Genomic DNA, 24,813 nt, shown 5'->3' on the forward strand with positions numbered 1-24,813 from the left:
TTAGATGACAAGTACCAGAAAAGTTTTAATCATTGAGGATGAGGTTTTGATCGCCAAGGACCTTTCCTATATACTCGAAGACATAGGCTATGAGAATGTGGGGATTGCCAGTACTGGAGCCAAAGCTTTGGAGCTTTTTAGAAACCATAAGGTAGACTTGGTCATCAGTGATATCAATATCAATGGGGACATGGACGGTATCGACACGGTGAAGGCCATCCTTGAATTTAAAGAAGTTCCCATTATCTACATTTCTGCCTTCTCAGATACCAAGACTGTCCAACGTGCCATCGAGACCTCTCCCTCATCCTTTCTTACCAAACCCTATAATGAAAGAAGTGTCCAAATTGCCATCGATTTGGCTATGGCGAATTTTAACAAGACCCAACAAAATTTGGAAAACAACGAGGTCTTTCAGCAGCTCACCCAAAGGGAAAGGGAGATTATTTTGTTGATTGCAGAAGGAAAAACCAGTGCAGAAATAGCCGATCAGCTGTTTATCAGTCCCACCACTGCTGCCAAGCACCGAAACAATATTCTTGCAAAAACCGGCTGCAACAACACCTCGGAAGTCATTAAATTACTTTACAGTTGATTGATGTATTAGAAAAATTTACTCCTTCAACTCCAGCTTCAAATACTTGATACGCTTTCTCTTCCATGTATAACTGATATGAACTTCCCCATTCGCCCCTTGGATAATGGCAGGATAGCTAAATTCCCCTTCAGCTTCTTTTTCCAAAGTATAGATATCTTCCCAATTCACCCCGTCGTCGGACATTGCCAAGCGAAGTTCATTTCTTCCATCCGACCAGTGTTCTCCGCTGGCCGTTGGGTTATAAACCAATAAAAACTTACCATTGGATAGGGTAACGGCGTCAGTACCACTGTTGGGGTTAAGGACTTTGGTTTTTTCTAATGGTGTCCAGGAAGCTCCCTGATCGGAAGACCAAGCTGTGATGATATAATCCTGTTTACTTCTACACAACACCTGCAAGCGACCATCCGCATGTTCTAAAATACTGGGCTGGATCACATCATATTCTCCACCTTGGTCAATATCCACCTTCTTCCATCTTTTTCCTAAATCCTTGGAAATTTCAATATGAGCCCTCCATCCCTTTCCATCCTCCACACTCGATGGCGACAATACAGTCCCATTAGCCAATTGAATGGGCTTATTTTTTATAGGCCCCAGAAATCCATCTGGTAGCTTTACGGATTTGGACCAAGTCTTCCCTTGATCTGAGCTGGTTTTATACCTTCCCCACCAGGTTTGAGGAGAAGGTCCCTCTTTATAAAACAACATCAGCTCGTCGGTTGAAAGCTTAAAAAGGACTGGATTCCAGGTAGGGTAGCTCAAGGTATCATTTACTTTTCCATCTGCTACTTTCTCCGGAAAGGTCCATCCACCTTCTCCCCTTTTCGCTGTCCAGATAGCTACATTAGGATGACGCTCATATTCACCCCCAAACCATGCAGCCATGATTGCTCCATTGGAGAGTTCCACCAAAGTGGAAGCATGGCATTCTTCAAAAGGTACCTGATCAAAAATAAACTCTGAATGTATAATTTTCACTTGACTTTGACTGTAGCCCACTATTGATCCTAAGAAGAACAGCACAGTCATTAAATGTTTTTTCATCCTTTAATTTAATATAAATCAGGGAACTACCATCCAAGTCAGTTATTCGGCTTTCTAAATTATAAACTCACCATCGCTTTGATCACTTTATTGGCAGGGTCTAGCCAAGAGGAAAAATCTTCTTTCACCTGATCAAATGTCACCCTATGAGTAATATAAGAAGCCGCTTTCACCTGTTGGTCTTTCAAGGCTTTCAACACCGCATCAAAGTCTTCCCTAGTGGCATTTCGGCTACTCATCAAAGTGGACTCTCTTTTATGAAATTCTGGGTGGCTGAACTCTATTGGGCCTTTTTGCAGCCCCACCAGCACATACCTTCCTCCATGGGCCATCAGTTCAAATCCATTGTGAATGGCAATAGCGCTGCCAGTAGCATCAATCACCGACTCTGCAAAGCTTCCACCAGTAATCTTGGCAATTTCGGACTTATAATCTCCTTTGGCATTGACCGTATGGTCTACCCCAAGAACTTCTCTGCAAAAGGCCAATCGATCCTCATTGATATCCATTGCAATGACTTTTCCTCCTGCAATTCTAGCAAATTCCATCACGCCAAGTCCAATTGGACCTGCTCCCATCACAATAACAAACTCCCCTTCAGAGACTCCTGCCCTTCTCACACCATGCGCCCCAATGGCCAAGGGTTCCGCCAAAGCCAATTGATCTAAGTCCAATCCTTCTTGCTTCACCAATGCAGTAGATGGTACAGTGATAAATTCTTTCATTCCACCATCTTCATGGACCCCAAAAACACTGATTTTGGCACAGCAGTTAGGCTTTCCTGCTTTACAAGCTACACACTCCCCACAGTTAAAATAAGGAATAATGGTCACCAAATCTCCAGGAGAAAAGCCCTGCACTCCATCAACAGCTACCAACTCACCAGCCAACTCGTGCCCTAAAACCCTTGGGTAGCTAAAATAAGGTTGGGTACCTTCAAAGGCATGTAAATCCGTACCACAAATCCCTATTCTTTTGATCTTAATAATGGCTTTCCCGGGGCTGATTTCAGGCTGAATTCCTTCCCCATACTCAAATTCCCCAGGCTCTGTGCATGTCAAAATTTTCATTTCTGTTCTTGTTTAATTCTTTCGATTACCTCTTCATCCTTTAACGTGATGCAAAGTTCAGCGAAATTAAAGCAATACTATCCTGTGGCTTCAGGCTTATAAAGTACCTGAAGCTATTTCTTTCTTGTGTTTATAATGGTAAATCCCATATGCCACCACTACCAAATAACAACAAGCCGGCACAAAAAATGAAAGGTGGATACTGTCCAAACTATCCGAAACCAAACCTTGGATAACTGGGAAAACGGCCCCTCCAAGAATGGCCATAATCAAGCCAGAACCTCCTAGTTTGGTATCTTTTCCCAAACCTTCGGCTCCAAGTCCATAAATAGTAGGGAACATCAAAGACATGCAGCCGGAAATCAATACCAACGCAATAGCACCAACCATTCCATGACCAAAGATCACCACTAACGTCAGCGATATGGCCAACAATGCCGAAATCGCCATCAACAAACTAGGCCTCACATATTTCATCAGTGCCGTAAATACAAAACGGTTTACCGTAAAGAGGATGATTGCTGCCATATAATAATCTGAAGCATCACTTTCATTCAGGTCCAACTCCAGCATAATGTACCTGATCGTGTAAGACCAAACACCGATTTGCGCCCCTACATAGAAAAACTGGGTAAGCACACCAAAAACATAGTTCTTGTTCGCCATCAATCGCTTAAAACCATCTTTTAAAGAATCCTGTCCCTCATTCTCTGAGGCAGTTGGCATTTTAGTGAATTTGATCAGCACCCAAACCAGTACTAAAAAAAGAGCCACTCCAACATAGGTACTCATTACCGCATCCAGCTCAGCCTGACGCACTTGCTGAAGCTGATCGGCGGTCATTTTACTTCGTTCATCCGCCTCCGCTACATTAAGCTGCGACAGGATAAAAAGCTTGCTGAGCAACACCCCTATGATTGACCCTACTGGATTAAAAGACTGCGCCAAATTCAGTCTCCTGGTAGCAGAAGACTCTGGCCCCATCACCATGATGTATGGATTGGCAGAAGTTTCCAAAATGGACAAACCACCTGCCAGCACATAAAGGGCGAAAAGGAAGAAACCATAAGACATCAAAATGCTAGCAGGATAGAACAACAATCCTCCGACAGCGAAAAGCCCTAAGCCTAAAAGGACACCAGACTTATAAGTATATTTTTTGATGTAAATGGCAGCTGGTAAAGCCAGACAGAAATAGGCCCCATAAAAAGCCATTTGAATCCAGGAAGTCTGGGTATCTGTCATGCTGAGGATTTTCTTAAAAGCCGCCAATAGCGTGTCCGTCATGTTATTGGCTAATCCCCAAAGTAAGAAGAGACTGGTCAGCAATATAAATGGCCAAAGTGTCGCTTTTGATACTAAAGCCGTTTTTGATTGGTTATTCATCGTATAAATTTATAAATGGGTAGATTGATAATTATAAGTTAAACTGGACTGTAATCGTGCAACAAACCTCTATTTTTTAGCTCCGCCCAAAATTCATTAGGAAGCTTATTCATGGTTGAATCCACATTTCTCTTCACCTTTTCAGGTTCAGTGGTACTTAAAGCGACGCTTGTAACTCCAGGAGCTGAAAGTCCAAATTGTACGCAGGCATGCGCTGGAGTAACTCCAAGTTCTTTGCAGGCCGCAAAAAACTTTTCCCTCCATTCAAACTTGGCTATATTTTCAGGGCTATCCGGCTTGATTAACTGATAGTCGTAGTAGTCTCCTCCAACCAAGAATCCGGATTGGAAGACTGCTGAATTAAGAATTCCAACACCATCATTTGAAAGCTGCTGCATAAAGGCCAAAAGGTCTTGCGGATGCGAGATAATGGTCATACTATTGGCAAACATCACCCAATCCAGCTTGATGTGCTGATAGATTCTTGGAATCACCTTCCAATCTTTAGCGCCTACACCGATCCCTTTGACCAAGCCTCTTTTCTTCAGATCTTCCAAAGCCCTATAGGCTTCCAGAATATCTTCAAAGAGCGCTTCTTCTTCTTCTTTGTTATTAGCTTTAGCCAAGTATTCATCTGGATCATGGACAGAGGCCAATTGGGTGGAATAACCTTGCAAAAGTTCATTCCCCTCTTCGAAGCACTCTAAAATACCCTCGTAGCTGATTTTTTGCACCGCATCATGCTTCAGGTCTCTCCAAATTCCTTTCTCAAACTGGGGTTCATCACCGACCAATGGCGCTCTGACCCAGCCTAATTTATTGCTTACCACAACCTGATCTTTGGGGACTTCAAGGGCATTCAAAGCTGCTCCCAAGGATTCCAATGCCAGGCCGGCACCATATTTTCCTGCGGAATCAAAAAATGTCTGGGGTTGCGTATAGCGGATGCTTTCCTTTACAATTTCTTGTTTTACTTCAGGGGCCAATGCTGTAAACAAATTGCCTAATGCACTGGTGCCGAAAACTATTGCAGGGACTTTTATCCCGGTATTACCTAATGGTTTTAATGTCATTCTTTTTACTCGTTATCCTGGGAAAAGGAATCCAAGATAAATAATATTTCCGTCAAAAAAACACTTCTAAATCTTTGCATAAGCCTTACATTACCTGCAAAGGTTTGTGCAAAGCTTTGCAGGTAAAATTAATTTTGAATTTATTTGAAAGATGAAAAAGAAAAGGGTCACTTTAAAAGATATTGCTGCTGAACTTAAGGTCAGCATTTCTACAGTGTCCAGGGCACTAAAAGACCATCCGGATATTGACAAAACCCTGACAAAAAAAATCAAGGCACTGGCCCAAAAATGGAACTATATCCCCAATCCCTTGGCCATGGGACTATTGAGACAGCAAACTCAGGTCATCGGTGTAATCGTGCCTGATTTGGTAACCTATTTCTTTTCCTCAATCATTTCAGGGATAGAAGACGAATTGCAGCAGGCCGGATATTACATTATCATTTCTTCCTCCAAAGAATCGATGGAAAAGGAAATAGAATGTGTCCACAATCTTTTAAACCTTAGAATAGATGGCTTGATTGTTTGTCTGGCTCAAGACAGTAATGATACGGCTCACTTTGAAAAGGTGTTGGATCACGATGTTCCTTTGGTGTTTTTCGACAGGGTTTGTTTGGAAAAAAAGGTATCTACAGTGGTTGTGGACAATGTATCCATGGCCAAGGATATCACTACTCACTTGTTTGAGAATGGAGCTAGGAAAATCGCCCATATCACCGGACCAAAGCATTTGAATATTGTGAAGGAAAGAACTGAAGGATATTTAAAAGGGCTTGAGCAAGTAGGTTTACTACTAGATAAAAAACACCTTATCCATACAGATTTATCTCCAAATAATGCCGCTAAAGCCATCCGTGGGCTCTTGTCCTTGCCTAGTAGACCTGATGCGATTTTAGGAGTCAATGATACGGTCATCTTCGCAACTATGAAAGAAATCAAAAACCGCAATTTGAAAATTCCAAAAGATATTCTTTTAGCTGGCTTTTCTGATGAGTTTCATGCAACCGTAGTTGAACCTAACTTGACTTCTGTGGCTCACCCTACCCATGATATCGGCCGCAATGCAGCCAAGTTAATCTTAGAACAAATTCAAGAAGGGAGATCAATCCAGAAAAAAATCATCCTCAATACGGAGCTTCATGTCCGGGAATCCTCAACTCGGCATTAAAATAAATCGGGAATAATCCCTCATAATATAACTATTAATAGTCGAAACCAAACTGAACATAAACTACTGAATATCAATAAACAAAACCCTATTGAATTTGAGGAATTTTATGTAAATTCAATTGCCTTTTAACCTATGCTTTCATTCTTGTACTAATCGAATTTTCATCCACAAAATGGTACAACTATGAAAAAATCACTTTCTCTGATCGGACTTTTACTATACTTCTCTTATGCCCTAGCAGTGGACTTCAGGCCAGGATCAAGCATATTCGTTATTAATTATCAAGGAACTGAACTAAAAAATCGACCTAACCAAAATGCCAAATCCATTACATCCCTTCATGTGGGTGATCAAGTGGAAATCATTCAAAACACACTCAAGTCGGCTGATTCCAGATATTTTGCTATGATGAAACTCAACGGAGTTTGGTTAGAGGTAAAATCAAACAATGGCCTGAAAGGATATATCTTCAGCGGTGATGTAAGTAACATTCCTCCTATAGTTAAACCTGCAAGCGATGAGCTGCTCAATATTGATTTGCTTGGCCAAATCATCAATACTTACAATGAGATCAATCAAGTTAATCTATATGGAAAACAATATCAAATTGAAAGTGAAGTGACGCAGTTTGAGCATTGTACATACACTGTTTCCAATTATGATGGCTGCTATTCACTTATCTATTCTTTCTCTACAATGTCCTTTCATGAGGTGTTTCATCAAATGAGAAATATGTTTTTGGACTATAATCAAGAAACAGGAAAAATCCTCTTCCCCAAATTGATACGCAGATCGGAGTCAGAGTTTGTTTTTAACCAGCCAGGATCAGCTAATGAAATTAAGATTGTGCTGCAAAAAAATGGAGTGATTGACATTCAGCAAATTCTATGTTCATGATCTAATATTAAGGCTCTACAACCCCCTACCACTGGTTCAATATATTTTTTGTATATTGAATCAAAGGACATTGTGTCCTTTCACCAAACTATTATTTTTCCGCCTGCTTGTTACTTCTCAGGAAGTCTGCTGTATTCAATTGGTCAGTCATCTGATAAATTAAAGCCTGTTTTTTCAATCATCACATAAAATCATGAATCATCCAGGTACAAATTCGAATAAGAGTTATGATCAGCAAAAATTGATCAACATGGCCATTGGCTTTGCATTACTGGTGGCTTTGATCGTTGGGGCATGGCTGTTGTCCAAATATGTAATTGATGCCATAGAAAGCCAAAACATGAATTTACTCTTTAAAATCATTGGCTTTATCGTCTTTTTGGTACCGGGTATTTTCTTCTATTTGTACTTGGCCAAGGCTGGCAAAAAGGATAACCTGGAGCTTAAAAGTATCCATGAAGAACGGCAGGAAATCAAAGGAGAAATCAAAGATAAAAGCCAAATCAATGTCATTGACTCCATCAGGTTAAGTTTAAACAGACTTCAGGAATATTATACCATCAACACCAGTCAGGCCAGAAGGAGCTTTACTTTCATTTTGATAGCCATAGTCACGGGTTTGGGCGTTTTGATCATTGGCATCTTGTATTTCTATGTCGATTCTAAAAATGTAACCCTTACCGCCATCAGCTCTATCTCAGGTGTCTTGATCCAGTTTATTGGAGGGGCTTATTTTTTGATGTACAAAAAGAGTCTGGCCCAGCTGAACTATTTCTACCAGCAATTGATCATCAACCAAAATACCATGTTGGCCATAAACCTAACGGACTCTATTTCTGACGAGGCCAAGTCCATAGAAATGAAACAAAAGATCATTGAGGCCTTACTCAAAAAAGGTATTGATGAAATTGAAGCGATGAACACTACAACCATGCAAAATAAATAATCAAAATATCTTTTTATAATATTAAGATCATTAGCTCTTTATTTTCCACAGTAGACAAAAAAACTTAATGGAAAAATCCAAAACCCTTGTTCCCCATAAAGATATAGAACATGCAGAACCTTCCAAACTAGAGAAATACCTAGGCGAATTTGTATATGGGGGAATAGATGGTTGTGTGACTACTTTTGCCGTGGTAGCAGGATCTGTCGGAGCAGGATTGGACAGCGCCATTATTATCATCTTGGGTTTTGCCAACTTATTGGCAGATGGATTCTCCATGTCAGTGGGAGCCTATCTATCCTCCAAATCTGAACGGGACAATTATTCTAAACATCGCAAGCGAGAATATTGGGAAATCAAACATATGCCAGAAGACGAAAAAGAAGAAATCCGGGTCATCTACCAAGAAAAAGGTTTTGATGGAGAATTACTGGACCAAGTAGTAGAAACCATCACCAGTGACCGGGACCGCTGGGTCGATGTCATGATGAAGGATGAGCTAGGGATGATGAAAGACCATAAATCACCTTTGATCATTGGTTTTGTCACTTACATTTCATTTATTTCTATTGGGCTAATTCCCTTATTATTTTATGTCTGGGATTATTTCCAGCCGATTGAACAAGACTTATTCCTACTGACTTCGTTGCTCACGGGACTTGGGTTTATTATTATTGGCTTACTCAAAACCTATGTCAACGAAACCAAAATGTGGAAAGGAGCATTGGAGACCCTATTTCTAGGCGCCATTGCAGCTGTAGTTGCTTATTACGTAGGGGACATTTTAGAGCAGCTTCTCTCTAAATAAATAACAGCCAGCGCTAAATTCACTCCTCTTGAGCTAGGATATGGGTTATGCTTGCTAAGATTAGTAAAGGAGGATAAATCAACCACAAAGACTGAGTGTGGGCTTTTTTTGATACCTTTGCATGTTGGTCATTTCCATTATCAAGCGATGCTTTTTTCTATAGACAAAAAAGCTCCCAAACTCCTAGGATTTTGTTGATTCAAACACAAAAATGGAAGTTGCCCACTACTATTATTATACATCAACGGAGAATCTTTAAGATCCTCCCTATATCAAAAAGCATGAAATTTGACGACCTGAGGATCATTCCTCCCATATTAAAAGCATTAAAAGAAAAAAACTATTCTGAGCCTACTTCTATCCAAGAACAGGCCATTCCATTGATCCTAAATGGAAATGATGTCTTGGGCTGTGCGCAAACCGGAACCGGAAAAACCGCCGCTTTTGCAATCCCAATTATCCAACACATCCACCAAGCACCCTATGCGACCGACCCATGGCCTAAGATTCGCTCCCTAATAGTAACGCCTACCAGAGAACTTGCGATCCAAATTGGAGAAAATATTGATCAATACGCCAAACATACCAAAGTCAAGCATGCGGTAATATTTGGTGGGGTCAAACAAGGTAAGCAAGTAGAAAAACTAAAAAAAGGAGTTCATATATTGATTGCAACTCCAGGTAGGCTACTTGACCTCATTGACCAAGGGCATATCAGTCTAAAATCCATTGACCTGTTTGTGCTTGATGAAGCTGACCGAATGTTGGACATGGGATTTATCAATGACATTAAGAAGCTGTTGAAAATCCTGCCTACCAAAAGACAGTCCCTCTTCTTCTCGGCCACGATGCCGGACAATATTTTGAGTTTGTCCAAACAGATTTTGCAGCAACCTCAAAAAGTAGAAGTTACTCCTGTCTCAAGCACCGCAGAGACTATTCAACAATACATTTACTACACCAACAAAAGCAGCAAAAAAGCCCTTCTTCTACACATTTTGGAAGAAAAAGAAATGAACCAAGTGCTGCTATTCTCAAGGACAAAACATGGTGCAGACAGGATTGTAAAAGACCTTAAAAAGAAAGATATACATGCCGCAGCCATCCATGGCGACAAGGCCCAAAACCAAAGACAGAAAGTCCTCAAGGATTTTAAAGGGGGCAAAATCAGGGTTTTGGTGGCCACAGATATCGCTGCTAGGGGCATTGATATTGATAAACTCAAATATGTGATCAACTTTGATATTCCTGATGCTGCTGAAACTTATATTCACAGAATCGGCCGATCAGGCAGAGCCGGAGAAGAAGGGATCGCCATTTCAATGAGTGAGCCAGAAGAGAACGGCTATGTGAAAGACATTGAGAAATTGGCCAATATGCGCATCAAGGTGATCGATAAACATCCATTCCCGCAAACGGAAAAGCCCATGTCGGCCCAAGAGAAAAAAGAATTCAATAAAGAAAAACAAAGACGAAAGCAGGAATTCTTTGCCAACCGTAAAAAGAGTGGTGGAGGTTCTGGAAGAAGATAAACAATAGACATGCTTCTACGCAAAAGTCAAGGGCTAGTCCTTTCGAACTTTATCGATTGGACTAGCCTTTTTTAGTTTCACTGACTCCATAAACGATGGTCTAAAGATAATTTCAAGTATAATCTACCCTCCTTTTTCCAAAAAAACATTACATTAGGTTAAGCTAGCAAAAACCTATGAATCAAGAAGAAGGAGACATTTCTACGATTTTATCATCCCTCCAGAAATCCTGGGAAAACTTTCTAGAAAACATTCCAGGAATCATTCTAGGGCTCATCATTATTATTTTAGGTTACCTCATTGCAAAAAAAATCGGCATACTGACCCAACAAAAAATCTCCCGAAAATCCAGCGACCCCTTGATGAGTAAATTTTTGGGCAATGCGGTCAAGCTTGGTTTATTTACATTGGCCATCGTTTGGGCCATGAACATTGCTGGACTTGGGGCAGTCACCACTTTCTTGCTGACCTCCCTGGGAGCTTCTGCGATTATCATTGGCTTTGCTTTCAAAGACATCGGTGAAAATTTCATCAGTGGTATCATCCTCGCTTTTAACCGCCCCTTCAATGTCAACGATACGGTAGAAATCGGTGAACTCTTTGGCAAAATCAAATCACTGGAATTCCGGTACACTAAACTAAAGACCTTTGATGGTCGTGATGTTTATATTCCCAATAGCGATGTGCTCAAAAAGCCCGTGATCAACTACACTGAGGACGGTTTCTTCAGATGGGATTTTGTGGTGGGCATTGCCTATGAAGATGATGTAGACCGAGCCAAAACCATCATCATGGAAACTGTCAACAGCCATCCTTCCATTGTGCAGGATGGTGTTCATGAAAATTACGTCGCAGAAGATGCCTTGGCCACCAGCACTGTAAACCTCAAAGTCTTTTTTTGGGTCAACACTTTTGAATTTAGAAAAGAGGCCGTTATGGTCAAAGGAGAAATCATCAAGCGTGTCAAGCAGGCATTAGAGGCCAATGGATTCTCGCTGCCAAGCGATATTATTGAAGTGAAATTATACGGCAGTCAAAAAGAGCTGCCTATCAAACTGCTAAAAGACGAAAACGGCAAGTCAATTTAACCTCTTTATGCAATAGGAATCGTTATAACCTGTCCCGTTCACTGTCGGTAAGAACTGAAACCACAAGAAAATCAGGCTGTTTGGAGATTGAATCATCCGCCGCGGCGGATGGTGAACCTGTCCACCACTAGGCATAATCGAAAACAGCAGCAAAGCGACTGATTTTGAAGTAGTTTCAGATCGAAATACTTGTACGCCGCGGCGTAGATAGGCTAATGCTCAATGCAGATTTAAAAAAGAATAACCCATCTTGATTAAAAATAAAAATCCCATTGCTTCAAACACAACGGGATTTTTTTACTATTTGGCGAGCAAAAGTCATTAATTTTAATTGACCAATGCTTCTGACTTTTTACCTTCCACAAAGTCACCGAAATCTGCATATTGTTGATACAGTTTTTCGTACACTTTTACATTTTCCGCAATAGGCTCATAGACTGCATCGAATCCATTGGTCATCGCCGCAATTGCCGCTTCGGTGGTAGGATGAATACCTGCAGCTACAGCAGCATACATCGCTGCGCCTAAAGCAGGGGCCTGATCAGAAGTCGCAATTTTAATAGGCATGTTCAAGACATCCGCCATGGTCTGCATAACCAATTTGGACTTTTTGGCCACACCGCCCATACCGATGACCGCATCGATTTGTACACCTTCTTCCCGGAAACGGTCTACTATCTTTTTGGATCCAAAACAGATAGACTCTACCAAAGCTTTGAACACCCTAGCCGCGTCAGTTCCCATACTCAATCCCATCAAAGCTCCTTTCAATCCTTGATTGGCATCAGGAGTCCTTCGGCCATTGACCCAATCCAAAGCTACTGGAGCCGTATCAGTCAAAGGGATTTTCAATGCTTCTTCGGAAAGTTTGATCAGTAATTGACTGTAAATTTCTTCAATTAATGCCTCTTTTTGTTCTTGATCCAATTGTTTACTCTCAAGGATCAGATCCGCGGTAGGCTTTACCACCAAATTCTTGAACCATGCCAAGACATCTCCAAAGCCAGACTGTCCCGCTTCCAAACCAACCGTACCGGGAACCACAGAGCCATCCACTTGGCCACAAATCCCCTTTACCAAATTATCTCCTATCGCATCATAGGAAGCTACCATAATATCACAGGTAGAAGTACCCATTACTTTTACCAAAGTATTCTCCGTCACTTCTCCACCAACTGCTCCTGCATGGGCATCGAAAGTCCCTACTGCCACCACAGTATCAGTATTTAAGCCCAATTTCTTAGCCCATTCAGCACTGAGCTTTCCAGCTGGTAAATCAGATGTATAAGTTTCGGTGTAAAGCCTATCTCTCAACTCTGCTAATCTCGGATCCAATTTGCCCAAAAACTCTTTGGGAGGCAATCCGTTCCAGCTTTCATGCCATAAGGCTTTGTGACCCGCCGCACATCTGCTTCTCATAAAGGTCAATGGATCGTCCGAACCAATCAATTCCGCAGTAATTACATCGCAATGCTCCATCCAAGAGTAGGCTGCCTTGGCAACTGCCTCATCCTCTCGAATGACATGTAGAATTTTTGCCCAAAACCACTCTGATGAATAAATACCACCTTCGTACTTGGTGTAGTCTTCTCCTCCCCAAGTTCTCGCCAACTCATTGATTTCATTAGCCTCTTTAATGGCAGTATGGTCCTTCCAAAGCACCATCATGGCATTCGGGTTTTCTGCAAAATCGGGAGTAAATGCCAGCGGCTTTCCCTTTGAATCCACCGCCATTGGTGAAGAGCCGGTTGTATCTACACAAATCCCTTTAATTTGAGAGGCAGGGACAGCAGACTCTTTTACTACTTGCTTAATGGTTTCTTCCAAACCCTCCAGATGATCCAATGGGTGTTGGCGAAATTGGTTGTGCACCGGATCGCAATATTTTCCTTCTTTCCAACGTGGATACCAGAATACATGACTGGCCTTCACTTCACCGTTTGCCGTATTGACAATCACTGCCCTGACAGAATCAGATCCATAGTCCAGGCCAATGACAAAATTTTCACTCATGGTTTTATTATTTGAGATTATTACCAATTGATGGATAACAGATGAATCGAGCCTTAAGCATTTCCATCTATTTACTGATCCAAATTAACCTATTTTACACGAAGCACTATCACGGACTTTGCTGGTACTTTTACTTTAAGTACATCTTTACTCCATTTAAAATCATCAAAGGCCTTGATGCTAACAACCTCTGTTTTCTCAAAAGAATTATGAGAACTTAATGCAGGAGCAGTCAAATATCTTCCGCTAACATCCTTCGCATCGGTTCCGTGAAGGAATACATCCAAATCTATAGCCTTGTCCGGGTCTATGTTTGCAATGCTGATATTTACGGTTCCATCTTCTGAAAGTGAAGAGGAAACATTCAAGGCTTCCATCTTAGTATTTCCTGCTTCAACCATATCTGACTGCACATAACTAGGTAATAATGTAGCGTCCATGTGTGGCTTGTACAAATCAAAAACATGATAGGTTGGTGTAAGCAACATCTTATCTTCCTCTGTTAGGATAACAGCCTGAAGTACATTTACCGTTTGAGCCAGATTGGCCATATGGACGCGGTCAGCATGCTTGTTAAACGTATTCAGGGTAATTGCAGCGACAAAAGCATCCCTTAAGGTGTTTTGTTGATACAGGAAACCAGGATTGGTGTTAGGTTCCACATTATACCAAGTGCCCCACTCATCCACGATCAACTTAACTCGCTTACGCGGGTCATATTTGTCCATGATCGTTTCATGTCTGTTCAGCAACTCATCCATAAAGGCTGCTTTTTGCAAGGTCACCAAGTATTCCTCCTTGGAGAAATCGGTAGAAGAACCTTTGTCCCCCCAGCTGCCTGGAACAGTATAATAGTGCAATGACATGGCATCCATCATGTGCAATGGGATATTTTGCATCAATACTTCTGTCCAGTTGTAATCTGTTGAATTGGCACCGCCCGCTATTTTATACAGATCGGCTCCTGGATAGTCTCTTGCAAAGGTAGCGTACCTTCTGTATTCATTGGCATAATATTCTGGCGTCATATTACCTCCACAGCCCCAACTTTCATTCCCAACGCCCCAGTATTTGATTTGCCATGGTTCTTCTCTTCCATTTTTCTTTCGTAAATCTGCCATTGGACTTACTCCATCGAAGTTGATATATTCTACCCATTTCGACATTTCTTCTACTGATCCGCTTCCGACATTACCGGTGATGTATGGTTCAGTTCCTAAAAGTTCTACAAACCCAAAAAATTCATGGGTTCCGAAAGAGTTGTCTTCTGTAACGCCTCCCCAATGCGTATTGATCATTTTTGGTCTTTCACTTTTCGGGCCAATGCCGTCCGTCCAATGGTACTCATCAGCAAAACAGCCTCCAGGCCATCTCAGATTGGGGATATCCAAATTTTTCAGGGCTTCAAAAACATCCTTTCTGTAGCCATTGATATTTTCAATTTCCGAGTCCGGCCCTACCCAGATCCCACCGTAAATACATCGACCCAAGTGCTCACTAAAGTGGCCATAAATATGCCGGCTTATTTGGGTTTTTCCCTGGTCAGCATTAATGACCAGCTTGTTTTGAGCCAATACTGTGAGACCAGGCAGCATCATTGTTGCCATCATCAGTCCTCCAAGTAATGTTTTCTTCATGATATTATGAGGTTTATTGGTTATTAAGTGTCTAAATTACATTTTTTATTTTAATTGAAAAAGTACTCTTCAGAGTACCATTCAAAAACAATAGGGATATCTGTGTAAAATCATCCCATTAAATAGGCTTCGTAATTTCTATCAGCCTATTCTCTCAAGGTCAAATTTTAAAGAGAATTGTAACAAGCCATAACGATCAATCAAAAGAAACCTTAGGCCAACCCTCATCATCCCAAGAAATGGACTTGATAAATAACCGTGGACGACCATTTTCCTTTGCATCATAGCCATGAAAAACCAAGTAGTCTTTGTCTCCAAAAGTATAGGTTGAATTGTGTCCCACACCATACCAGTTATCATTCCCCTCCAACAAAAGTGATCCTCCACCATTATACATACTTCTCCCCTCTTTATCCAAATAAGGTCCTTTGATGTCTTTTGATCTTCCTACCACCATTTTATAGGTACTCTTTTCACCTCTACAGCATAGATCAAATGATACGAAGAGGTAATAATAACCATTTTTTTTAAAGATAAAAGGCGCTTCTGCTGCCGCGTCTCCGGGATCTCTTTCATCCATTTCAAAGGTTCTTTGCCTTCTCACCAAGGTGTACCAGTCCTCTGGTCCATTTTTCATAGACAACATGTCTTCACTAAGCTTTACCAATTTCAACCCTTCCCAAAAAGAGCCAAAAGTCATCCATCTATCACCTTGCTCATCCGCAATGATATTCGGATCTATGGCATTCCACATATCACGTCCGGGTACACTTTCAATCACAATTCCATGGTCTTCCCATTTGAAATCCGAAGCATCAGGATCCAGGGTTTTAGTGGTGGCCACACCGATGGCAGAAGTATTCTTGGCAAAAGAAGAAACTGAATAATACAAGTAATACTGCCCATTGTGAAAGGATATATCTGGGGCCCAAATGTGGTTTCTAAAATCTGGGACAACATCATTGGCCCAAGTAGGTGCTTCTGCAAAAACCGACTCCCTTCTTTCCCAGTTTTCCATATCTTTTGAAGACCATACAGCAATACCCCTTCCGGTACAGAAAAGATAAAAAGTATCCCCTTCTTTGATCATGACCGGATCATGCACCGATATCGTCTGGGCATTTGCATTAAAAAAGGTCAATACGACCCAAATCATTCCTAAAATATACTGTTTCATATCATTAACTTTTAAAAAAGGAATTCAGCCCCTCAATAAAAAGAGACTGAATTCTTCATTGGTTAAATAGGTATGTACAATGGTTGACATTTATAGTCCAACATTTCCCACCTGAGAATAAAGTTGCTCTTGAATACCTATGGTTTTCACCCCTACCCGTACGTAAACATCGCTACGACCTGCTAAGCCACCGGGTATGGGCACATCAACACTTACTGGAGTACCTAACGTTATATCTCCTCCAGCAACGATGGATGCCCCTTCATTTCTCACGGCGTCAGTCAGGGAAGTTCTTCCCAAATATATCCCAGCAAATTCCAAAGCATTATTGGTATTGACACCATTCACTGTAAAATTCACCGTCATGGTACTTCCATTGACGGTATAAGTAGGCTCTGAAACAGTATAGTAGGGATCCACCTCTACATCAATCATTTGTGAACCTCTCACCTGCACATCAATGGAATCCGTTCTATCCAACCACGGTCCATTGCCCCGTATCAAAGTCATTTTGTAATCACCATCAAACAAAACGGCCGAAAACGTGCCATCTTGCGCTACATAAACTGGAATCTTTTGGAAAAGATCATATCCATGTTGCCACAGTTCTAGCTGTACACCTTGGCTTCTTAGGCCCAAAGGCTCTCCTTCATAAACGATTCTTCCGCTCAAAGTAGACTTGGGTTCTTCAAAGTTGTCATAATCACAGCTGATGGCTACAATGCCCAAGAATAGCAGAAGGCATGATTTTATTATATTTAATTTCATAGTTTCTACGGTTTAGTGGAATGGATTTCTAACTAGTTTTGGATTGGCATCGATCAAGTTCTGGCCAATAAGAGAATAGTAATTCCCTAATTGAAAGAATCTAGGAGCCCTAAACCTTGGTGCCACTGATTTCACAAAGATATATTGACCATCCCTTGCATCTCCAGGTCTTATCACCCTATAAGGATACAAACTGTAAATCATACTTTCTGGATTGGAGGTATTTCCAGACCATTTTTCATGGGCTACTCTCCATCGTTTGTAATCCCAGACTACATGATCCTCGAATGCCAGTTCCACTCTTCGTTCATGTCGGATATCTTCCATGGTCAAACTTGTTAAACTATTCGCACCAAAACCAGCTCTTACTCTCAAAGTATTGATGTATCCCAATGCTTCTGCAGACTCTCCTAATTCAAACGCAGCTTCTGCCCCATTGAGGTAAATTTCAGCCAAACGGAATCTAACCCACCACACATCACTTCGGATACCTCTTGTACTTGCCCCCGCAGCATTATCCACATATTTTCTCAAGTAGAAGCCTGTGTTGGTGACTTCTTGAATGGATCGGTGGGGACCACCTGCCGCAGTAAACAATTCACCATCGGAATATTCAGTACCCAATCCACTTGACTCCATCAAATCATATCCACTTCCATTCCACACAGCCACACCTGCTTGCATAAACACTTCCTGACCTCTAAAGCTAGCGCCTGGATAAATGATGGTTCCATAAAGCCGTGCATCCTTATTGGCAAAGATATCTTCTACATTATCATAATAAATATAATCCGAATCGTCATTGGTCCTAGTTCTCAATTCTCCAGAACTTCCATCCAAATATTCATAATCCTCCACTAAATTCAATGAAGGAGTTATCGCTGAAGACCCTAGGTTATCCTCCCGTACAGAACGAGCAATATTATCATAGGTAAAGCCGTGTCTTTTGTCAGCAGCAATCAGGAAGTCTTGTGCCCAAATTACTTCTGGGTTACCATTCTTATTGATAATGGCCTCGTAGAAATTTTCACCCAAATCTGGATTGGCATTGTAAAGGCTATAGCCACCTTGTTGGAGTATCTCTCGAGAAGCATCCAGAGACTTGCCAAAATACTCGTTTGCTCTACTTGGAGAAATACCTACCTCTCCACCAGGCAAGGTAATAGGAGTAGGCATTTGCCCATTGTATTTCGCCAATGACCCAGCGTACAAAGCGGCCCTACTGATTACAGACAATGCTGTAAACCTATTTGCCCTGGTAGCTGAACCACCATTACCGATAGTGGGAAGAATCGCTTCCATTTCACTAATTATAAAGTCATAAACTTCCTCTTCTTTGTTTCGAGGAAATTGCAAATAGCTTGGATCTCCACTAAAATCATAAATTAGTTCTTCGGTGATAATCGGCACGCCGCCCATCCTTTTAACATGTTCAAAATAAACATAGGCTCGGATGAATCGAAGTTCGCTGATAAATTGGTTCTTTTGATCTTCTGGTAGTTCGGAAAGTTCTTGAAGTTTATCTATAGCCAGGTTAATGTCCCGGATAAAACCGTAATCCCATAAGCCCCATCGACCATAATCATAAGTCACCAAGTTATTCAACCAGTCATTACCGGAATAGCCTGACCACATGGCTTCATCATAAGCGGCATAATCTACCCATCCTCCCGTCAAAGTAGTATGGGCGGGCAATCTGTCGTAATAATTTGAAATTACCCCCAACACCAAGTTGCCGTCATTCCATACTTGATCATCTGTCAAGATATTGGTCGGCTCGCGATCTAACCAATCTGTTTCACATGAGGTAAGCAGTAATCCAACCATTACCGCCGCCAGTGTATATAATTTAATTATTTTCATTATTTCGGGGTTTATAGGGTGATGCTAAATCCAAAGTTAAACAAACGCTGCTGAGGATATACCAAACCATTGGCTGCTCCAATTTCCGGATCTACACCAAATTCCTTGGTATTATCAATTGAGAAAAGATTGGTTCCATTGGCATACACTCTCAATGCATTGATTCCATACTTTTCAAGGAACGATTCCGGCACTCTGTAACCAATTTCAAGATTACGCAACCTTAGGTATTTCACATTGGTCAACCAGAATGTATTATGTCTGTACAAGTGATCTGCGCCAAATCTTCTGATGGCAGGATAAGTACCGGGCACCCACTCGCTATCAGCATTATAAAGGTCTTCATGATGCCATCTGTCCTCAAACATAAAATCAGGTGAAACACCATTGTTTTGGAAAGGATACCTCAACTCCCAGTTTCTGGTAAAAGTCTGCATGGAAGCTCCAGCAAAGCTAAAGTACAACTCAAAGCCCTTATAGCTCGCTGAACCATTCATACCAAAACTCACATAGGGATTGGATCCTTCTGCGTAACCTATTGGTCGCTCGTCCATACCATTAATCAAACCGTCACCGTTAACGTCTTCATAGATAAAATCGCCCGGTAATACATTTCTGTTTCCTTGACCATCAATATCCACGGGATAGTTTTCGATCTGCTCTTGACTTTCAAATCTGCCCATCACTTGATAGCCCCAATTGATATTGGCCCACCTACCTTCCTGATCAGTTCGATATTCATTCCAGGAATTACCAAATCTAGGTTTATACCTTTCGATAATTTTTAGCCTGGAGATAGTTCCATTGGCACTTAAAGAGAAATCTACTGCTCCCGCTTTTCCAGTATAGGTAACGATACCTTCTATACCTCTGTGCGCATCTGATTCTAAGTTTTCGGAGGGAAGGGTATACCCTACCTCTGCAGGTAAAAGCACATCATACCGGCCTGCTGGAAGCCCCGTTCTTCTCCTTTCAAAAACATCACCTTGAACAAAGAGTTTACTATTGAATAAATAAGCATCCAGTCCAAAGTTAATGTTGGTATTGGTAATCCAGGAGAGGTTCGTCACCGGTAAGCCCCTTGGATCAACACCCGGCACAAACGAACCATTCAATACCGCACTACCACCGGCAGTCGGAATAAAGTTGTAGCCCGCATAATAGCTAAAAGGATCTACGATAAAGTTATTGCTGCCAATAAATCGATCATTACCCGTTTGACCATAAGAGGCCCTTATTTTTAAATCGCTTAATACTTTTCCTTTGGCATTGGTCATGAAAGATTCGTCAGAGATTTTCCATCCTGCTGAAATACCTGGAAAGAAGCCAAAGCGTTTTCCCTCAGCAAACAAAAAGGATCCATCATACCTACCCAAAAGCTCAACCAAGTATTTTTCTTTGTAGTCATAGTTAATCTTTGCCAAATAACCCTCTCTAGCTTCCTGATAAATTTCATCGATCAACAGATCCTGATCGGCAAATGACATGATCGGAATATAGTTGTTTGGTGGCACCGTATGAACAACCATATAATGTGACTGCTGATCCCAACGTTCGTAACCAGCAATAGCGGAAACACTATGATCTCCAAAGTTCTTTCCATAATTAATTTGGAACTGGCCGACGCGGTCTACCGTATTACGCTTTCTTCTTTCCCTCCATGGGTTTTGGTTTCCCCACTCAGGACGGGTTTCATAGATACCTGTATCTTCATTATAGATATACCCATCATAGGTATACTCAAAACCATCAAAATCCAAAGTGGTGTAATTGTAGGAATAAGTTCCCTTCATGGACAGCCCAAAATCAAATTCGTACTGCGCATAGAAATTACCTTTGATTCCTCTCCAAATTTCGTCTACATACCCCGTGACATCTTTAGTGTAGGTAGCAGGATTCACATTGATGTTATGAACATCCCCGTTCACATAATTTGGATTGTCATTGGCATAAGGACGTTCGGTTGGCCACATGGTGAAAATACTTAGGAACGGATTGAAATAATCATCCAACCCTGGTACTCCCACTTGCTCCCTATTTTCAATTCTACCACTGATCTGTGTGCCTACTGTTAAACCATCGGCCAAAGTCATGTCGATGTTCGACTGAAAGTTCGTTCTTTGGAACAAATAATCATCGATCAAGGCATCCTGGTTCAAATGGGACAAAGAGAAGTAATACTTCGTGTTTTCAGAGCCTCCTATTGCACTACCATTTAGGGAATACTGAGGCACATTTGGTTTCATGATAAAATCATAAAAATCAAAACTCTGGTAACCTTTCTCTGTTCCTTGTTGCCACTTCTGTAATTCCTCTGGCGTGATGCTCGGCGAACCTCCCAGATTTACTTCTGACTCTGCATTAGCACGTAAAAACTGGTAAGCATTGGCTGGCTGAGGATATCTGGTAAAATTCTGAAGGCCATAATAACCTGATAAGTTGATCTCTGCTTTTTGGTTGACCTTACCCTTTTTTGTGGTTACCAAAACCACACCATTAGCTGCTCTCATTCCGTAAATGGCGGCAGAAGCATCCTTTAGCACGGTGATACTTTCTATATCGCTCTGCCCGAGGTTGTTGAATTGAGCTGCATCGGAAGGAATCCCATCAATCACAAATAAAGGTTGCCCCATATTCCGGATTTGGATGGAAGCACTGGAACCTGGCCGGGCATCACCTTGCCTTGCCGTCACACCTTGGATTTTACCTACCAAAGCCTCAGAGGTAGTTACTGATGGGGTCTTGATCAGATCATCAGCTTTCACTTCACCAACAGCACCTGTAATGGTACCCTTTTTCTGTACACCGTAACCTACTACCACTACCTCACCCAAATCACTTAGGTTTTCGACCAAGGTAATGTTAATGTTACTTCGATTACCGACTACTGCATCTTGAGGTTCAAATCCCAAATAGGAGAATACTAAAACACTTTCTGTAGAGGGCACATCCAATTGGAAATTACCATCCAAATCAGTGGCTACTCCAATGGTTGTACCTTTGACAATCACTGATACTCCAGGTATTGCATTGCCTTGTTCATCCACCACGGTACCTGAGACAGTGATTTCTGCCGATTCTTTGAAAGTAAGTTTTGATTTTGAAACGAAGGAATTGTCGACGGACGTCGACCCAAAAGCTGGTACTTGCTGGAACAAGAAAATGCTCAGCAAAAGAAACACAGCAAGATTTCTGTGTAAATCTTCATAATTCATATTAAAGGGGTTTATTGATAATTAATTTTAACGAATAAAATCACTCACCTGCCTAAAGCAGATACCGGACGCAACGAACTTAACACTAACCACTTATATGTCTTGTCCAGAAACAAAAAAACGGTTAAGTGTATTAATTACACCAATTAATTTTTCGAATATTAGACAATAATCAGCATCAATGCAAAATTTAAATGTAAATTTTACACTAAATACTACTGGACATTAAAAACAAGGATTTCAAAAAAGAAATTAAAACCGGCTTATTGCATTATAATCATTAAAAAAAACTTTAAATTTTAACAATAACCTATCACACAGGGCCATATATTGAAAAAACATAAAACAGATTCATTTCCGCAATCGATTGAAAAAATCATTTTTTTAAAGCTCAAAAAAGAGCAGGAAAAATTCCTGCTCCAAGAAAATGAAATAAAAAAGGGAGCTAAAAGCTCCCTAAATATTACTCTTCAGAGTAAATCTGACTCGGCCATTTATCATTGCTGATGTTGATGTCCGGTATCACTTTATCTGGGTCAATTTCAATGCTCTTAACCTCTTTATCGGTTTTGTACAAATGGTTCCACTGGTCACCTCTTTGCCAAATCTCTACAGGAAGGGTAAATCTTTCCGTGCTATTATCTACAAACGTCACTTCTATAACCACTGGCATTGGGATTCCGCCTTTGCTTGACAATGCTAACACATAGTTTCCTCCGTAAGGATAGACACCGTCTAATGACAAGTCAATATTTTCATTTCCATAGAACCAACCTTTCCAGAACCAGTTCAAATTCTCTCCAGCTACATTCTCCATATGATTAAAGAAATCAGTCGGCTGTGGGTGCTTGAACGCCCAAGTGTTGATGTATGATTTGAATGCATTGTCAAATCTCTCATGTCCCAAGATATATTCTCTTAACATGATCAAACCAATACCAGGTTTCATGTAAGCTGTCATACCAAGATTATTGACATTTACCACATCTGGATAAGTATCTATCCCCTCTCTGGTTTCTCTGTTGAAATAAGCGATGTACTTTCTGGTTTGATTCAGGTCTGAAGGATATTCTCCGTCATTGAAAGCCAAAGTACTGTAATGGTTGATAAAGGTATTGAAACCTTCATCCATCCATGGGTACAATCTCTCATTGCTTCCTACAATCATCGGGAACCAATTGTGACCAAACTCATGGTCAGTCACACCCCAAAGAGACTCTCCTTTGCTTTTATATCCACAAAAGTTAAAGCCAGGATATTCCATTCCTCCGATATCAGCCGCTACGTTGGTTGCAGTTGCGTAAGGGAATTCATACCACATTTCGGAATAATGCTCGATTGAAGCTTTGCTGTATTCTGTGGACCTTGTCCAAGCTTCAATGCCATCACTTTCCTTTGGATAAGCAGATTGAGCGAGAATGGTTTTTCCACTTGGCAAGTTGATTCTTGCCGCATCCCAAATAAACGCTTTAGAAGAAGCAAAGGCTACATCTCTTGAATTCTCAATTTTAAACTTCCAAGTCAATGTACCATCCTGCTTCAACCTTGTAGATGGGTCAGCAACTTCCTCCGGCTTCAAGATATAAACAGTAGTATCACTCTTCATGGCTTGATCCATCCTGTTCTGCATTTCCTTTGACATTACCTCAGACGGATTCAACAGCTTACCAGAACCTACTACGATATGATCGGCTGGAGCAGTAACTGCATATTCAAAATCCCCATATTCTAGATAGAACTCGCCTGCACCCAAATACGGTTCTGTATTCCATCCTTTTACATCATCAAAGACTGCCATTCTTGGATACCATTGAGCCAAAGCATAAATAGTTCCTTCCTCCACGTCCAATCTCCCCATTCGATCCATTCCTTTTACAGGGATTTTGAAGCTGAAGTCCATTTTAATGGTAGCTTCACCGCCTTTGGCAGGTAGTGGCTCCGAAAAGAAAACCTGCATCCTGGTGTCACTAACCAAATACTTATCAGAAGCAGCTCCTCTTTTACCAACTGTGGCAGACACATTGGTAAGCTCATAACCTCCATCTGTATCTCCATTGTATCGGTTGCCTTGGATTGGCGTAGTCAATGTTCCTCTAGAGTCCTCAGTAAACCTATTTTGCTCAAGCTGCAACCAAACAAAGTCCAATGCTTCAGGGCTATTGTTGGTATAGTGAATGGCTATGCTCCCTGTAATGGTATGCTCTTCGTCATCAAGGGTTACATTAATCTTGTAATCAGCTCCGTTTTGCCAATAGTTTGGACCTGGTTTTCCAGTTGCTGATCGATAAATATTTCCTCTGCGGTAGGTAAAATCATTAAATTCTCCTTGGTTGTTTTCTTCTACCTGTTGTGCACCCGCAAAATGCACTAAAAACAGTCCTAAAAACAGGAAAGAAAGTTTCTCTAAAGTATATCTCATAACTCGAGTTTTGTATAATATTTCGCCAAATTTACATAAAGATTGATGAAGAAGAAACTGAATTATTTTAACGGTAACATTTTCACCATTCTTTCTTCTGTAAAT

Annotated in this window: 18 protein-coding genes; 7 read left to right on the forward strand and 11 right to left on the reverse strand. The window is 41.1% G+C overall.

Going from position 1 to position 24,813, the window contains the following annotated elements:
* Positions 1–4: 4 nt before the first annotated feature.
* Positions 5–595, forward strand: coding sequence for a response regulator transcription factor (locus IFO69_RS05505; protein WP_192009083.1), 591 nt, complete (start codon positions 5–7; stop codon positions 593–595).
* 18 nt (positions 596–613) lie between these two features.
* Here the strand turns inward: IFO69_RS05505 and IFO69_RS05510 are convergent, their stop codons facing one another.
* From IFO69_RS05510 to IFO69_RS05525, 4 genes are all read right to left on the reverse strand, one after another.
* Positions 614–1,645: a sialidase family protein gene (locus IFO69_RS05510; protein ID WP_192009084.1), complete on the reverse strand. Its 1,032-nt coding sequence runs from the start codon at positions 1,643–1,645 to the stop codon at positions 614–616.
* 59 nt (positions 1,646–1,704) lie between these two features.
* The gene (locus IFO69_RS05515) at positions 1,705–2,715 is read right to left on the reverse strand and encodes a zinc-binding alcohol dehydrogenase family protein (protein ID WP_192009085.1); all 1,011 of its coding nucleotides are present in this window, start codon (positions 2,713–2,715) and stop codon (positions 1,705–1,707) included.
* A 96-nt stretch (positions 2,716–2,811) separates the two neighbouring features.
* A complete protein-coding gene (gene fucP, locus IFO69_RS05520; protein ID WP_192009086.1) occupies positions 2,812–4,101 on the reverse strand; it encodes an L-fucose:H+ symporter permease in 1,290 nt (429 codons plus the stop codon).
* 38 nt (positions 4,102–4,139) lie between these two features.
* Positions 4,140–5,174, reverse strand: a complete 1,035-nt coding sequence (locus tag IFO69_RS05525) for an aldo/keto reductase (RefSeq protein WP_192009087.1) — start codon at positions 5,172–5,174, stop codon at positions 4,140–4,142.
* Between the two features lie 151 nt (positions 5,175–5,325).
* Between IFO69_RS05525 and IFO69_RS05530 the strand changes: the two genes are divergently transcribed.
* The 6 genes from IFO69_RS05530 to IFO69_RS05555 all read left to right on the forward strand — a co-directional run bounded on the left by IFO69_RS05530 (position 5,326) and on the right by IFO69_RS05555 (position 11,616).
* On the forward strand, positions 5,326–6,342 hold the full coding sequence (locus tag IFO69_RS05530; RefSeq protein ID WP_192009088.1) for a LacI family DNA-binding transcriptional regulator: 1,017 nt from the start codon (positions 5,326–5,328) through the stop codon (positions 6,340–6,342).
* A gap of 186 nt (positions 6,343–6,528) precedes the next feature.
* Complete coding sequence (locus IFO69_RS05535) at positions 6,529–7,242, forward strand: SH3 domain-containing protein (protein WP_192009089.1); 714 nt, start codon at positions 6,529–6,531, stop codon at positions 7,240–7,242.
* 193 nt (positions 7,243–7,435) lie between these two features.
* Entirely contained in the window at positions 7,436–8,188 is a 753-nt protein-coding gene (locus IFO69_RS05540; protein ID WP_192009090.1) for a TRADD-N-associated membrane domain-containing protein, read from the forward strand.
* Positions 8,189–8,255: 67 nt separating this feature from the next.
* A complete protein-coding gene (locus IFO69_RS05545) occupies positions 8,256–8,996 on the forward strand; it encodes a VIT1/CCC1 transporter family protein (RefSeq protein ID WP_192009091.1) in 741 nt (246 codons plus the stop codon).
* Between the two features lie 281 nt (positions 8,997–9,277).
* Positions 9,278–10,528, forward strand: coding sequence for a DEAD/DEAH box helicase (locus tag IFO69_RS05550; protein ID WP_192009092.1), 1,251 nt, complete (start codon positions 9,278–9,280; stop codon positions 10,526–10,528).
* 176 nt (positions 10,529–10,704) lie between these two features.
* Positions 10,705–11,616 carry a mechanosensitive ion channel family protein gene (locus IFO69_RS05555; protein ID WP_192009093.1) on the forward strand — a complete coding sequence of 304 codons (912 nt, stop codon included), beginning with the start codon at positions 10,705–10,707 and terminating at the stop codon, positions 11,614–11,616.
* A gap of 327 nt (positions 11,617–11,943) precedes the next feature.
* Here the strand turns inward: IFO69_RS05555 and IFO69_RS05560 are convergent, their stop codons facing one another.
* The 7 genes from IFO69_RS05560 to IFO69_RS05590 all read right to left on the reverse strand — a co-directional run bounded on the left by IFO69_RS05560 (position 11,944) and on the right by IFO69_RS05590 (position 24,708).
* The gene (locus IFO69_RS05560) at positions 11,944–13,629 is read right to left on the reverse strand and encodes a ribulokinase (protein ID WP_192009094.1); all 1,686 of its coding nucleotides are present in this window, start codon (positions 13,627–13,629) and stop codon (positions 11,944–11,946) included.
* 89 nt (positions 13,630–13,718) lie between these two features.
* Positions 13,719–15,266 carry an alpha-N-arabinofuranosidase gene (locus IFO69_RS05565; RefSeq protein ID WP_192009095.1) on the reverse strand — a complete coding sequence of 516 codons (1,548 nt, stop codon included), beginning with the start codon at positions 15,264–15,266 and terminating at the stop codon, positions 13,719–13,721.
* 196 nt (positions 15,267–15,462) lie between these two features.
* Positions 15,463–16,443 (reverse strand): arabinan endo-1,5-alpha-L-arabinosidase, encoded by a 981-nt coding sequence (locus IFO69_RS05570; RefSeq protein WP_192009096.1) that lies wholly within the window; start codon positions 16,441–16,443, stop codon positions 15,463–15,465.
* Between the two features lie 90 nt (positions 16,444–16,533).
* Entirely contained in the window at positions 16,534–17,211 is a 678-nt protein-coding gene (locus IFO69_RS05575; protein WP_192009097.1) for a DUF3823 domain-containing protein, read from the reverse strand.
* 12 nt (positions 17,212–17,223) lie between these two features.
* Positions 17,224–19,074, reverse strand: a complete 1,851-nt coding sequence (locus tag IFO69_RS05580) for a RagB/SusD family nutrient uptake outer membrane protein (RefSeq protein ID WP_192009098.1) — start codon at positions 19,072–19,074, stop codon at positions 17,224–17,226.
* A gap of 11 nt (positions 19,075–19,085) precedes the next feature.
* On the reverse strand, positions 19,086–22,289 hold the full coding sequence (locus IFO69_RS05585) for a SusC/RagA family TonB-linked outer membrane protein (protein ID WP_192009099.1): 3,204 nt from the start codon (positions 22,287–22,289) through the stop codon (positions 19,086–19,088).
* Between the two features lie 463 nt (positions 22,290–22,752).
* Positions 22,753–24,708, reverse strand: a complete 1,956-nt coding sequence (locus IFO69_RS05590) for a M1 family metallopeptidase (protein ID WP_192009100.1) — start codon at positions 24,706–24,708, stop codon at positions 22,753–22,755.
* Between the last annotated feature and the right edge of the window lie 105 nt (positions 24,709–24,813).

Source organism: Echinicola arenosa, assembly GCF_014841125.1.
GTDB lineage: Bacteria > Bacteroidota > Bacteroidia > Cytophagales > Cyclobacteriaceae > Echinicola > Echinicola arenosa.